The organism is Fictibacillus norfolkensis (genome assembly GCF_014836645.1).
In the GTDB taxonomy this organism is placed as follows: domain Bacteria; phylum Bacillota; class Bacilli; order Bacillales; family Fictibacillaceae; genus Fictibacillus; species Fictibacillus norfolkensis.
This window is the reverse complement of the sequence record NZ_JACSQM010000007.1, coordinates 78,706-92,398: the sequence shown is the minus strand read 5'-3', so window position 1 is coordinate 92,398 and position 13,693 is coordinate 78,706. Positions and strand designations below refer to the sequence as shown.

At 38.4% G+C, this 13,693-nt stretch carries 13 protein-coding genes and 1 riboswitch; of the genes, 8 read left to right on the top strand and 5 right to left on the bottom strand.

Annotation, left to right across the window (positions count from 1 at the left end; translation table 11 throughout):
• Positions 1–5: 5 nt before the first annotated feature.
• From ribE to H9648_RS15535, 4 genes are all read right to left on the bottom strand, one after another.
• Positions 6–653, bottom strand: a complete 648-nt coding sequence (ribE, locus tag H9648_RS15550; RefSeq protein ID WP_191754717.1) for a riboflavin synthase — start codon at positions 651–653, stop codon at positions 6–8.
• A 179-nt stretch (positions 654–832) separates the two neighbouring features.
• Positions 833–981, bottom strand: a riboswitch (FMN riboswitch).
• A 54-nt stretch (positions 982–1,035) separates the two neighbouring features.
• The gene (locus tag H9648_RS15545) at positions 1,036–2,403 is read right to left on the bottom strand and encodes a TrkH family potassium uptake protein (RefSeq protein ID WP_191754715.1); all 1,368 of its coding nucleotides are present in this window, start codon (positions 2,401–2,403) and stop codon (positions 1,036–1,038) included.
• A 103-nt stretch (positions 2,404–2,506) separates the two neighbouring features.
• Entirely contained in the window at positions 2,507–3,583 is a 1,077-nt protein-coding gene (locus H9648_RS15540; protein ID WP_191754713.1) for a hypothetical protein, read from the bottom strand.
• 87 nt (positions 3,584–3,670) lie between these two features.
• Positions 3,671–4,399: a YwaF family protein gene (locus tag H9648_RS15535; protein ID WP_191754711.1), complete on the bottom strand. Its 729-nt coding sequence runs from the start codon at positions 4,397–4,399 to the stop codon at positions 3,671–3,673.
• Between the two features lie 123 nt (positions 4,400–4,522).
• Here H9648_RS15535 and H9648_RS15530 point away from each other — a divergent pair, with 123 nt between their 5' ends.
• The 6 genes from H9648_RS15530 to H9648_RS15505 all read left to right on the top strand — a co-directional run bounded on the left by H9648_RS15530 (position 4,523) and on the right by H9648_RS15505 (position 10,327).
• Positions 4,523–5,143 carry a YhbD family protein gene (locus H9648_RS15530; protein ID WP_225218927.1) on the top strand — a complete coding sequence of 207 codons (621 nt, stop codon included), beginning with the start codon at positions 4,523–4,525 and terminating at the stop codon, positions 5,141–5,143.
• Positions 5,144–5,163: 20 nt separating this feature from the next.
• The gene (locus H9648_RS15525; protein WP_191754709.1) at positions 5,164–5,949 is read left to right on the top strand and encodes a polymer-forming cytoskeletal protein; all 786 of its coding nucleotides are present in this window, start codon (positions 5,164–5,166) and stop codon (positions 5,947–5,949) included.
• A gap of 365 nt (positions 5,950–6,314) precedes the next feature.
• Positions 6,315–7,796, top strand: coding sequence for a spore germination protein (locus H9648_RS15520; RefSeq protein WP_191754708.1), 1,482 nt, complete (start codon positions 6,315–6,317; stop codon positions 7,794–7,796).
• Positions 7,797–7,827: 31 nt separating this feature from the next.
• On the top strand, positions 7,828–8,970 hold the full coding sequence (locus tag H9648_RS15515) for a Ger(x)C family spore germination protein (RefSeq protein WP_191754707.1): 1,143 nt from the start codon (positions 7,828–7,830) through the stop codon (positions 8,968–8,970).
• 20 nt (positions 8,971–8,990) lie between these two features.
• Positions 8,991–9,221: a hypothetical protein gene (locus H9648_RS15510; protein ID WP_191754706.1), complete on the top strand. Its 231-nt coding sequence runs from the start codon at positions 8,991–8,993 to the stop codon at positions 9,219–9,221.
• Between the two features lie 14 nt (positions 9,222–9,235).
• Positions 9,236–10,327 (top strand): GerAB/ArcD/ProY family transporter, encoded by a 1,092-nt coding sequence (locus H9648_RS15505; protein WP_191754705.1) that lies wholly within the window; start codon positions 9,236–9,238, stop codon positions 10,325–10,327.
• 41 nt (positions 10,328–10,368) lie between these two features.
• Here the strand turns inward: H9648_RS15505 and H9648_RS15500 are convergent, their stop codons facing one another.
• Positions 10,369–11,577, bottom strand: a complete 1,209-nt coding sequence (locus tag H9648_RS15500; protein ID WP_191754704.1) for an MFS transporter — start codon at positions 11,575–11,577, stop codon at positions 10,369–10,371.
• Between the two features lie 155 nt (positions 11,578–11,732).
• On the opposite strand from H9648_RS15500, the gene H9648_RS15495 reads away from it, so the two are divergent.
• Together H9648_RS15495 and H9648_RS15490 are read left to right on the top strand one after the other, a co-directional pair.
• The gene (locus H9648_RS15495) at positions 11,733–12,089 is read left to right on the top strand and encodes a winged helix-turn-helix transcriptional regulator (protein ID WP_191754703.1); all 357 of its coding nucleotides are present in this window, start codon (positions 11,733–11,735) and stop codon (positions 12,087–12,089) included.
• A gap of 120 nt (positions 12,090–12,209) precedes the next feature.
• A complete protein-coding gene (locus H9648_RS15490) occupies positions 12,210–13,667 on the top strand; it encodes a flavin monoamine oxidase family protein (RefSeq protein ID WP_191754701.1) in 1,458 nt (485 codons plus the stop codon).
• Positions 13,668–13,693 lie beyond the last annotated feature (26 nt).

The following is a 13,693-nucleotide window of genomic DNA, read 5'->3' as shown; positions in this document are numbered from 1 at the left end:
TCCTCCTAAAATCCGTGCTCTTGTAAGAAATCAAGAGACAACTTCGACTTTTGTGTAGTTTCTTCTTTCGGCGACAACATATTGTGTACATATTTGGCGAGCATGTCGCATTCGATGTTCACGATGTCACCCGTTCCTTTCGATCCTAAAATCGTATGTTCTGCTGTATGAGGAATTAGTGAAACGGTAATCGTACTTTCGGTTACTTCAAATATAGTGAGACTTGTCCCATCTACACACACAGAGCCTTTCAACATAAAATAGCGCATGAGATGGTCTGGCAACGCTATCGTATAATAGATGGCATTTCTTTCTGGACGCTTTTCAATAATTGTTCCTGTCCCATCCACATGCCCGGAAACAAAATGTCCACCGAACCGGCCACCGGCAGCCATCGCTCGTTCAAGATTAACGAAATCACGGTTATTTAACAGTCTCAATGTGGAAGACCGAAACGTTTCAGGCATAACATCTACGGTGAACTCCCTATTACTGAAAGAAGTTACCGTTAAACAAACACCGTTTACCGCTATACTATCTCCAAGGTTTACATCTTTCAGTACTTCTTTTGCTGTAACGGTAAGTACGATCGTTTCATTCCCTTTGGAAATGGATTTTATTGTACCTTTTTCTTCGATAATGCCTGTAAACAAGAAGCTTTCCCTCCTCTCGTATGACGTTCGTATCATCGTAAATATACATAAGCAGGAGTCCTTTTTTCTTAATACAAATAACCCCGGAAACAAAGCTTCCGGGGTTTTAAATGTTAAGAATATAACGAAATAAACCTTTAGTTATACCTATTTTAAACACAGGTATTCTAAAAGTGTTCACGTTCCTTCTCCCATCCAGACTATACTGTCGGCTTCGGAATTGCACCGAATCCACCGTTTCTGCTAAAAGCAAAACCGGGTCACGGACTAAGAGGCTCTCGGCCTCATCACCGCCGGTTGGGAATTTCACCCGACCCCGAAGGACTTATTTACTTATGTTCATTATAAGTAAACATCGAACTGAATTCAAACGTGATCACTTTTATTGACCAATTATTAATTTTTCTTTCGGATAATGAATATGCTCTGTTACTACTTTCCCTCGAATGATGAATAAGAAGGATAAGACACCAATCCTACCGATGAACATCAAAAGCATTAGTATCAATTTCCCTATGGAACTCAACTCACTCGTTATGCCCGTCGAAAGCCCTGTTGTTCCGAACGCTGAACAAACTTCGAAGAATAAGTATTCAATCGGCATAGGGTCGGTAATCGCTAGGATGATTGTGGATGATGTACAGAGCGCCATCGCTACAATAATAACGATAAATGATTTTTGAATGTCTTCTGGATAGATCTCTCGCTTGAAGATCTTAATCGTGTTTCTTCCTTTTGCATAAAAGAGAATCGCTAATAGAGCTACGGCAAACGTTGTTGTTCTTATCCCTCCACCGACAGAGCTAGGTGAAGCACCAATAAACATCATGATCGATAAGAAAAGCATGGTCGGTACTGTTAGTTGTGAGATATCCATTGTTGATAAACCGCCACTTCGAGTGGTTACGGACTGAAACATCGAATAGAAAAACGTCTCATGCCAGTTCTTTCCTTCAAAGAAAGCGTTCATCTCAAGTAGATAAAAACCAATCGCACCTGTTATAACTAAAATAGCAAATGTAGTTGTTGTAACCTTTGTAAAAAGAGTGAACGTATAGCGCTCTAGATATTTGCGCTCTTTAATAAAGTTATTAATCTCAACTAAAACAGGAAACCCAATCGCTCCTGATGTAATTAATAACATCGTGACAATTTGAACGAGATAATCATGACGAAAAGGGATTAAGGAGCTTCCCGTAATATCAAAGCCAGCATTTGTCGTGGCTGTAACTGCCGCGAAAAAAGCATGGTACAATACTTCCATCTGTGTATCGTAATAAGACTGAAATAAGAAAAAGAACAAAATGGTTCCCACTACTTCGATTCCAATAATTAACGTTAAAATCTGTTTCATCAGCTGGACCAGTCCAGCAAGTGTAGATTGATTTTGATCTGTCATAATCAATTGGCGTTCTCTCATCCCAATACGCTTACCGATTAAAAGCCAAATAGCTGTACCGAGCGTCATAACGCCGATTCCACCAATCTGCACGATGATGGCAAGAAGGACGACGCCAACGTGATTAAACGTTTCTGAAATATTAACAGAAGTTAGACCTGTTACACTAACTGCACTCACCGCTGTAAACAGAGCATCGATAAATTTCAACTCTACTCCCTCGTTATGCCCGACTGGTAAGCTTAACAGAATAGTCGCTACTAGTACGGACAATAAATAGAAGATCACAATAAGTTGAACAGAGGTTAGGAATGTTTTTTTGTGTTGTGAAGTTGCTGTATTTTTAAACATATATTTTCACCTGTCGAAAGGATTTTTCTGTAACCTTCTGAAATCTTAACAATAGCATTTCCATTTAACAAGGTGAAATTGAACATTTGATAAAAAAAGACTGTTAATCTTCTAAGTTACATTCTTGATCAGCCATTCTTTTCTCAATATGCCTCATTAATTCAGCTGGATTATCTACTTTAATAACTACCCTTGTCACGCTCTTTTTAAATCCATATATGATATCTGACCTTACAGGTTTTTTCAGCAACAACTCAATATTCGGCTTTTCCGGAATAAAATCACTCACTCGCGCTTCAAACGTATACTTCATTTCAGCTGAACTCAACTCATCTGGTCCTTCATACGTTCTCCATTCTTGGATGTATTTAAACGGCAGATCAAGGCTTTTAATAAATCCTATATTCAATAGCAACGATTGCTCCGTAACAATCAAAGGGACTTTTTTAACGGCTTGCATCTGGCCGAAGAGAAAAAGAATAGAATAGATGTTTAAAAATAGTAAAATCAGAGAGACTGTATGGTTCCACTGGCTGAAGAAATAATGAAGGCCGACTGATTCGATGATCAGCGCGTGAATCAGCATGAGTTGGAGAGCTACATAACTCGTATTCTTATGGTAAGTAAATGTTTGTTCAGTCATCATAGGTGCTTTTCGCCAGGAAAAGAAAGCATAATAGAACATCGTTACTTCACTGACAAGAGAATCGATTAAACGACTTTGTGCAAAATGAACGTTAACAGCTTGTTTGATTTTCAATAAAAAAGGTTGTTCAACAGCTAATTCACTGTACGTTTTCTTTACTTTAGGAAACTTTCTGCACACGATAAACAATAGATAAAGCTCAATGGAGATAAAACCCGCTTCTAAAAGAAGAAGAGCTTTCGGGATAATTGATACAGATTTCAGCAGATCATCTGGAATGATAAATGAAGCGATAGCATAACTCACTAATGCGACAAGCAGTGTCAGCTTCCATGAGTATCTTTTACGAATAATAAAGTAATAGGTAAGTAGAGGAATTACAAGAAGAAAATCAAACATGGAGCCAATGAGCACAGAAGTAGGTACGGGTTGAAAATAAGTTGTCTGATAAAGAATGACATTGCTTCCAATGACCAATAAACTAAGAAATAGATAAGGTATCCACCTGATCGGCCTATTCATGGTTTCAATCATAAAATCCCTCCTCATTTCCATTATACAATAAATTCCATTATATTCTTCTTTTGCATGGCTTTGTCACAAAAGGTACAAAAAAAGGACCTATGCCTTAAACGGCGGATAGCCCTTTTTGGAGTGGATTCGTTTTTCTTTGACCGGAATAAAAACAAGCAGACATAAACAGAAAGCGACTAGTTCTAATGATAGGATATACCACGGATAAGGTCCTAAGAAATCCATAAGCGAAGCACTGGATGGTTTCTCTAGCAAAAACATATAATTCGCACCAATCGCTACATCTACAACGTATACAAGTACCGCATACACGTTCAGCCATAAAAAGGATTGAAAAAGAAGCTGCCAGCTAATGATATAAGACTTTATAATCGCATAGTAAAGAGCTGTCCAAACAATAAATGCATGCGCCAGAAAGTATTGAATGAAACGAAAATGCCAAGGTTCCTGAAACAGCTCTGGTGTCAATATTCCTTGTACAGCACCTGTTAATCCAAAAAGATAAACAAAAGCAAACAGTCTCCGATTATCTGTAATGATCAACAATATGCATAGCAGAATATTGAAACTGCATAACTGCAGAGGCAAGAAAAAATGAACATCCCATAAATCATTATAAACGGCCCATATATGATACGTACTCTCAGAGACGATAAGTCCTGTGATCAAGATCTTCTTCCATACGTGCATCTTCCTAATCCGAATACGGTAACCATACATGCCTATACTCACAAAGAAAATAAAAACTAATAATGAAACATGCTCCCACTGAAACATCCTAAAACCAGAAGTTCCTGCACTAAACCAATTCTCCATTAACCCCTCCACCTTCTACCTATTATTATTCAAAAGTCTTCTTGCACTTTCCTTTGTATCATTTTAAAAATTATTGCCTAGTGTAACAGTGTTATGTTACATTAAAAAACAAGGAGGTTAATCATGGAAAAACTAATCTCAAAAAAAGATCTATTAGAAGAAGCGAATATCTCATACGGCCAACTTTACAGATGGAAAAGAAAGAATTTGATTCCAGAAAACTGGTTCATTCGAAAATCTACCTTTACTGGACAAGAAACGTTCTTTCCTAAAGATGATATTTTGCTGCGCATCCAAAAGATAAAAACCTTAAAAGATGATTTATCACTCGATGAACTAGCTGATATGTTCTCCCCTTCCCCAACACTTACTTCATTATCGGCTGAAGAACTCACAAAACGTAACATCGTTTCACAAACAACAGTAGACATGTTCAACAATTTTCATGGCCCAAGCCAATCATTCTCTTTTAATCAGTTGTTAACGCTATATGTATTAAATTCATTGCTGCAAACGGGCGATGTAAATCTAGCAGAAGGCATAGACTTGCTAAAGCTCTTTCACGATCAGGAACAGACCGTTAAGAGTACTGATAGTGAATTGATCTTTATAAGAAAGATGGGCGTCTCCTTTTTTATTCTTACACCTGAACCAGCCAATCTTTTCTTAGAGTCTCAAGCTAAAAAAATCGCTCACTACAAATTAAGTCAGTGCATTGAAGAACTAAAACTAAAACTTTCTTAATACTTGAAGGAGGAATAGCAATGGAACGAACTCAGTTAAAAAGCATTAGCATTTCTGGATCAGGGACTTCATCTGGTGGCGAGTATGATCAAGTAAAGGTTAACGGATCTGCACATATACACGGTGATCTTATTTGTGAACAGTTCAAATGCAACGGAAGCGCCCATCTCGAAGGAAACATAACAACAGATACCGCCAAGATCAATGGATCCACACATTTCGAGGGCGATGTAGAAGTGAAGGAAATGACGATTAACGGCAGTACCGATATCGACGGTAATCTTCTATGTGATGAATTAAAGGTTCAAGGCTCTTCTACGATTAAAGGAAATGTTAAAGGTAAAGAGCTTATCGTACGTGGATCTGCCTCTATAGATGGAAATGTTTGTAGTGACGAAATAGATGTAAAAGGGCAAGTGAAAATAAAAGGAGATTGTGAGACTGAATCTTTTGAAGCTCGCGGCAATTTTAAAATTGATGGTCTCCTAAATGCAGGCACGATCGACGTGGAACTTCTTCGTCATTGTGAAGCAAAAGAAATAGGTGGCGAGAACATCACGGTTAAAAAGACTCGCGATGCATCTGGTTTTAAGAAACTAATCAAGTTTTTTATGAGCAACCACAATGACCAACTAACGGCAGAGGTGATCGAAGGAGACAACTTATACCTTGAACACACGCATGCCGAAGTAGTTCGAGGAAACACGATAGAAATAGGACCCGGCTGTGATATAAAAAGGATTGAATATAAAACAAGTTTAGAGATTGATCCCGATGCTAAAGTGGGAACACAGGAAAAAATTTAATCGTAATTCTCTCATTCAATTTGTGAAAGCTACCTTATTATGCGGTAGCTTTTTTTGCTTTGTTTTTATAATCTATCTCACCTTAAGATGGAACCCCTAAAATGTTTCCTTATTTTTATTTTCTTTTTTGACTTCATTGCCAAGTAGATTGGAGTGGAAGGTGTGAGACTCCTGCGGGACGAGTGGTCAGGTGAGACCCCTTATGGCGCAGAACGGCAAGGGGCTCACCGAACGCCCCGCGGAAAGCGAAGCACCTGAAACGGAAATCTACAGCTTCCATCCACCCTTCATGACTTTCATGGTAAATAATGTATAGATTCTTATCCTTCATCAAACATTATAGGATAAGGCAGGTGTTAACAATCATGGATACAACAAAAGTTGAAGTTCCTATTAACCAAGATCTTCAAGCAAATGATGAATATATGCGTAATCTCTATAAAAACTGTGATGACATCAAGATCAGGCACTTTCAATTTGGGTCAGATTATAAACAAGAAGCTCTTGTTGTTCATTGTGATTCTCTCGTCCAAGAAGAAAAGTCCAACCTGCTTCACCAGGTACTTAAGGATATGCCCGATTTTGAGGCAGCCCTCTCACTTGCTGTTTCGGTTCAACAGATAAAGGTCTTTTTTGAGAACAAGGGCGTCTCATCAAGGCCCGTTATGCTACTAAAAAACTACAATGAATTAAATGCCAACATCGTAAATGGTCATATTGTTTTGCTTTTTGACAAATGGGATTTAGCTCTGAGCTTTGATGCTTCTTCTGTAGAGAAGAGAAGTGTGGCAGAACCACAAAACGAGGTAGTCGTTGTTGGCCCTCGAGAAGGTACGATCGAAAATCTGCAAAAGAACCTTGGCTTGATTCGTTCAAGGTTAAAAACACCCGATCTTAAATTTATTTTTAAACAAACAGATAGCAAGTCTAACACTAAATTTGTTTATGGCTATTTAGATGGAACTGTGAAAAAGGAAATGCTTGAAGAGTTTGAATCAAGAATCAACAAAATTAAAAACGAAGAAATTCTAGAAACAACCTATATCGCTGAATTAATTGAGGAATCGTCCGTTACACCCTTCCCTCAATATCGATTTACCGAAAGACCAGATGTTGCCTCAGCTTCTTTGTTAGAAGGCAAGATCATCATCTTAATGGAAGGAACAGGAACTATCGTTATCTGTCCTGGATTGTTTAATGAATTTTTTCAATCCGCTTCAGATTATTATCAACGATCTGTTTTTTCGTCCATCATCAGGATGGTACGATTTGTTGGCTTTATTTTGAGCTTGGCTCTACCTAGCATTTATATCGCGTTGACTACTTTTCATTCTGAACTCATACCGACCGTTCTGTTGATTGCTCTTTTAGATACACGAGAAGGGATACCCTTTCCTGCAATCATAGAAGCTTTAATCATGCTGTTTTTTTTCGAACTCTTACAAGAAGCAGGAGTCCGGCTACCTAAACCTATTGGATCAACCGTAAGTATCGTTGGCGCTTTAATTATCGGAGAAGCTTCCATTAACGCTGGACTCGCCTCTCCGATCATGATCGTTGTTATTGGATTGACGGGAATCGCGTCCTTTTCTATCCCTTATTATGATTTTGGCTTTGCTGCACGTTTGTTGCGAATACCATTAATGTTTCTAGCGGCTATTATGGGAGGCTTCGGTCTGTTCCTTGGATTTATTCTTATCTTCCTGCATCTATCTAAATTACACGTTCTGAAGGAACCTTATCTTGGTACGTTCACTCTTAACAGCACGTCACTACTTAAAGACGGATTCTTTCGTTTGTCATTGAAAAAATTATTAAAGCACCGAAGTTCGGGAAAAGGTGTTTAGAGCGATTATCTTATAGAAGGATGGGATTTATATGCAAAAGTTAATTAAATACATCGTTGCCTCCTCCCTCCTTTTTTTATCAGGATGCTGGGATCATTCCGAGCTTACTGAATATGTTTTCGTGCAATCACTTGCCATTGACCAAAAAAAGGATGGCAGAATTAAACTGACCACTCAATTTTATAAGCCAGCTCCTAAGATTGCTTCAGTTGGAGGTGGCGGTGAATCATACTTTAATCTTGAAACAGATGCAAAGTCAGTTTTCGAGGCTATAAGAGATGTGACCATCCATTTGGGAAGAAAAGCAAACTGGGGACATGTTCGTTTTATTGTGATTAGTGAGAAAGTCGCCAAAAAATATTACCTCGGTTCTGTTTTAGATTTCTTTTACCGTGATCATGAACCGAGACTCTTAACAGGTGTTGCAGTAACTGAAGGAGTTGCGGCTGACTATTTAAAAGAAAAACCTCATGTTGAAAATACGGTGAGTGAACAATTAAACGAAGTCACTAAAACCGGTAGTAAGTTTAGTGCAAAAACCTATCCGGCTAATTTATTTACAATTGGAAAACAGCTTCATAGCGAGGTGGATACGGTGTATGCTCCATATCTTAGAAAGGAAAAAGAAAAAGAGAACAGTATCTTTGTAGATGGACTTTCTATCTTTCAAGGTGGAAAGCTGAAGACGATTATTACAAATAAAGAAACAAAGTCACTCATGCTTGCACTTAATGATTTTCAATATGGAATCATTGGTATTCCTTGTAAAGGAATTAAACTGCAAGAATCATTTGAGATCACAGAATCTCATACAAATACATCTTTTGAGATCAAAGAAGATGTCATACATTACTCCCTTAAACCAAAGCTTCAAGCTAGCATAGGGGAATTGGAATGTTCAAACATCGAAACAAAACAACAACTAGAAGTTCTTCATACAAAGTTAGAAAAACAAGTGAACAGTAACCTGATGGCATTATTAAAAGAATCTCAAAAAAAGAATCTTGATATTATCGGATTAGGAAACCATATCTATCGCAGTAATCCGAAAGAATGGCAGAAAATAAAAAATGAAAAGATACCTTATTACAAAGATGCCGTCTTTCATGTTAAATCGGAAGTTAACATCCTAAACACAGGCACTGATATAAGCAAACCTTTTCACAAAAAATAATAGGATGATGAGGAATCACTATGATTGAAAAACTCATTATAGGAAGCTTAGTCGTATTATTGTACTTCGACTACCAAACGTTAAAACAAGATAATAAGTCAAAAAAAATCTATTTAATGATTTCTATTCCCGCAGGATATATGCTCTACGCTTATCTGTCCGGGCGGAACCTTCCTAACTTAGATGAAGGATTTCAGATAATCGTCGGTCCTATTGCTGAAGCAATCACCTCATGGCTGCAATTAAAATAATAAGGAGTACCTTTATGCACACAGGAAAAATTAGTTATTGGCAGATGGCAGTGTTATTTCAAGTGTATATGACGGGTTCAGCACTTATTAATATCCAAGGCCCTATGTTGGCTGCTGCTCAAAACAGTGCCTGGATAGCCATGCTCCTGGCTAACTTAGTTGGTTTTGTCATCTTATATCTCGTATTAACTCTTCACAACGAATATCCTGATCAATGTTATGTGAACCAAGTTCGCCTAACACTCGGAAACGTGATGACCTATCTAATTATCATCCCGCTGTTCTTAGTCATGTTGTATATCACAGCAAACATTGTATATGGAATGGGACAATATTTTACGACCTCGATGATGAGAGAAACGCCGCTCTTCATCTTTCATCTGCTCATCTTAATCACTTCCAGTCTAACCGCAAAAGCTGGAATAGAAGTAATGGGTCGCATGTTTCACCTATTGATGTACATTCTGTTATTCATCTTTATCATCATGTTAATCCTGCCCTACAACACGTATGAGATTACCAATCTGCTTCCTTTAGCTCCCCAAGGCTTTAAGCCGATCTTACATGGTGTTTATGTCGGTTTTGGATTTCCTTACATGGATATACTATTCTTTGCCATGATTATATACTTGGTAAAGCAAAAGCCCGGGCAGTCCATAAATAAATGGCTTTATTTAGGTTTGCTCATCAATGGGATCGTGCTCACTTTAACCATTCTCTGTTCATTAATGGGGCTTGGACCTTTAGTATTTCTAAAGAAATTCCCGCTTCATGTTCTGGCTCAACTGATCAGCATTGGAGAGATTATTGAACGTATAGAAGCGATCTTTGGCATCGCACTAATTCTAGGAACATACATGAAGATCTCTTTATTGCTGTTTATACTTGATCAAGCTCTCTCCACGCTGTTTAAAGTAAAAGCTTCGCATTTTATCTATATTATCTCAGCCGTTGTACTCTTACTCTCTCTTACGATGTACAAAAATGAAATTGAACTAGGTGAATCAGGATCCTTCTTGCAGACCTCTGTGACATTTTTCTTTGGGTTCTTGCCCCTTTTACTTGTAGTCATAATAGCTAAGGTAAAGAGTAAAAAAACAGCTTAAAAAAAGAAGGCAAACCAGAGTGGCTGCCTTCTTTTTCACTTCTAAATTGTTCTTTTTTCAAGTGCTGTACTCCATGCAGTTAAAAGAACTGCACCAAACACCATTACTCCGCCGATCCACGGTGTGTGAATGATACCGATGGAGTCGACAATGAGACCTCCAACAAACGCCCCAATCGCAATACCTAGGTTAAATGCGGCGATATTGATAGCTGACGCAACATTTACTGCAGAAGGTACATATCTTTCAGCAAGTTTCACAACATAAACCTGTAGACCCGGAACGTTCATAAACGCTAAAAGTCCTAATAAGAAGATAGTAATCGTTCCAGCAATCTTGAAAGGTGCTGTAAATGTTAAGATCACTAAAATAACAGCTTGAATAACGAACATCCAAAACAAAGCTTTGATCGGATTTTTATCTGCCGCTTTGCCTCCTACCGTATTCCCAATCGCAACAGCAATACCGTAGCCTAACAAAATCCATGTGACTGCTTTAGGAGCGTAGCCTGTTACATCTTCTAAGATCGGTGCTAAATACGTGAATGCCACAAACGTTCCACCGTAACCAAGAGCTGTGATCGCAAAAGCTAATAATAATCGACCGTTTTTAATAATCTTGAGTTGATCTTTTATACTTGATGGTGGTGCTTCTTTCAAATTCTTCGGAACTAAGATGGCACTAGCGATGATGGCAACAACGCCTAGTAGTGCAACTGCCCAAAACGTAGCTCTCCATCCAAAGGTTTGACCGATAAATGTCCCAAGCGGAACACCTGTTACGGTTGCAACAGTAAGTCCTGTAAACATGAATGCGATCGCACTTGCACGTTTATGTTCAGGTACGAGATCCGCTGCGATCGTTGCACCTATAGAAAAGAATACACCGTGAGAAAATGCTGTGATGAATCGCGCGATCAGAAGCAGCGTAAAACTTGTTGAAACTGCTGCAACCATGTTGCCTAGGATAAAAACGACCATTAACAGTAGCAACAATGTCTTTCTGTTCATTTTATTCGTTAACGCTGTAAGAACCGGCGCACCGAATGCGACACCCATCGCATATCCAGAAATGAGTAAGCCTGCTAATGTGATCGAAATGTTAAGATCTGATGCTAATGAAGATAAAAGTCCTACAGGTACAAACTCAGTTGTACCAATACCAAATGCCGAAATGGCTAATGCTAATAATGCCGGAAAACCACCTTTTGACTTCGACGCGGTTTCCGTTTGAAATGCTGTTGAATTCATCTATAAATCCCTCCATTGATTTTAGTTGGTGAATGAACTAGTCATTCGGTTGACTTGATGTTATTATGAAATATACGCAAACTAAAAGTAAGTACGCACTTTAAAGTAATGTAGGTACTTTTAAGTAACAATTATGATATAGAGGTGATTTTGGGATGAAAAAATACAATATACCTGTTGAAGCTGCACTAGAAGTGATCGGTGGAAAGTGGAAAGTCGTCATCCTCTGCCATCTTATAAAAGATAAAAGAAGAACCGGCGAGTTGAAGCGGTTAATGCCAGGAATTACACAAAAGATGCTCACACAGCAACTTAGAGAACTCGAAGATGATGGGGTTATTCTCCGAGAAGTATACAATCAGGTTCCTCCACGAGTTGAATATTCTCTTACTGATTACGGTTGGTCGTTAAAAGGAATATTAGATTCACTCTGCGCATGGGGTGAGCAGCATATTGAGAAGACTTATCCGAATAAAGAAGATGTTTTAGTTCAGACAGAAGAACTAGTATAAATTTAGAGAAATGGCAGCCATCATCGGCTGTCGTTTTTAGTTTTAATTACAAAATAATATTCTTTAATAATTTTTAATACATTGTTAAAAGGAATGAACGTTCATTTAGGGGGACTTGTGATGAATTTGAGCCGTTTAACAGTTGAAGAAATGCTGGATATTATACAGAACGGTTTACCCATGACAAGCTCTCCAAAGAGGATGATTATCGTCGGTGCAGGTATGGCTGGACTTGTTGCAGCCACGCTTTTAAAGAACGCTGGACATGAGATCATCCTTCTAGAGTCTACCCACAGAGTTGGCGGGCGTATTTACACAGTCAGGTCACCTTTTACCCACGGTAACTATTTTGAAGCAGGTGCTATGCGTATCCCTGAGATGCATAAGCTTGTTTTGGCATACATCAAGAAATACAACCTTGCCATTAATGAATTTGTTAACAGCAATCCTCATGACCTTCTTTTAGTCAATGGCATTCGAACCACTTATGATGCTTATGAGAAAAATCCCGATATCTTAGGTTTTCCTGTCTTAGAAAATGAAAAAGGAAGAACAGCTGAAGAGCTGGTCGCTTACGCTTTACAGCCTATAGCAGATTTTATTGATAGTGATCCTGATAAAAACTGGCCGATCATCATTCAAAATTTTCAATCATACTCACTCGATAATTATTTGCGCAACAATCCTTTCGGAAGATCTTTATCTGCTGGTGCCATAGATAAAATTAAAGTTCTTCTATCATTAGAAGGTCTACCTGAACTCTCTCTTTTAGAGATGCTTCGTGACATTTTAATCATTTTCAAAAAACCTCCTCTTAAATACTTTGAAGTAACAGGTGGTTACGACCAGCTACCTCGTGCTTTTCTTAGAGATTTACGGCATCACATCTATTTTGGTCAAAAGCTAAAAAGACTCGCGCAGACAGATTCAACCGTTAAACTGTATACAGAAAGTCCGCAAACCTTAGATCGTTTTTCTTTTGAAGCTGACAAAGTATTACTTACTCTTCCGTTCTCGGTACTTAATTTTGTTGAATTCGAACCATATAATTCCCTCTCCTATCTTAAAAGGAAAGCTATCAGGGAACTTCATTATGTGCCCTCGATTAAGATTGGAATTGAATTTAAACATCGTTTCTGGGAAAAAAACGGTCTATCTGGAGGGAAAACTGTTACGGACCTCGCATCTCGCTTCACTCATTATCCGAGCCGTATCAGAGAAGACATCCCTTCAGGTGTCGTGATCGGAAGTTATACGTGGGAAGATGATACGTTTCCTTGGAGAAGCTCATCCAATGAAATGAAAATCAAAGAAACATTAAAATATATCTCGCAGTTTCATGGTGACTACATCTATCAGCATTTTGTTACAGGATTTAGCCATGATTGGTCCACAGATCCAAATGCAGGGGGATGCTTTACAATGTTTAAGCCATACCAGGAATTAGAGTTGTTTGAAGCGATTAAAGCTCCGGAGGGAAGACTGCACTTTGCCGGCGAACATACTACACTCAAGCACGGCTGGGTTGAAGGAGCTGTTGAGTCAGGCATCAGAGCTGCGATTGAGATGAATGAGTAATCTTACACACAAAAACGAGTCGATAT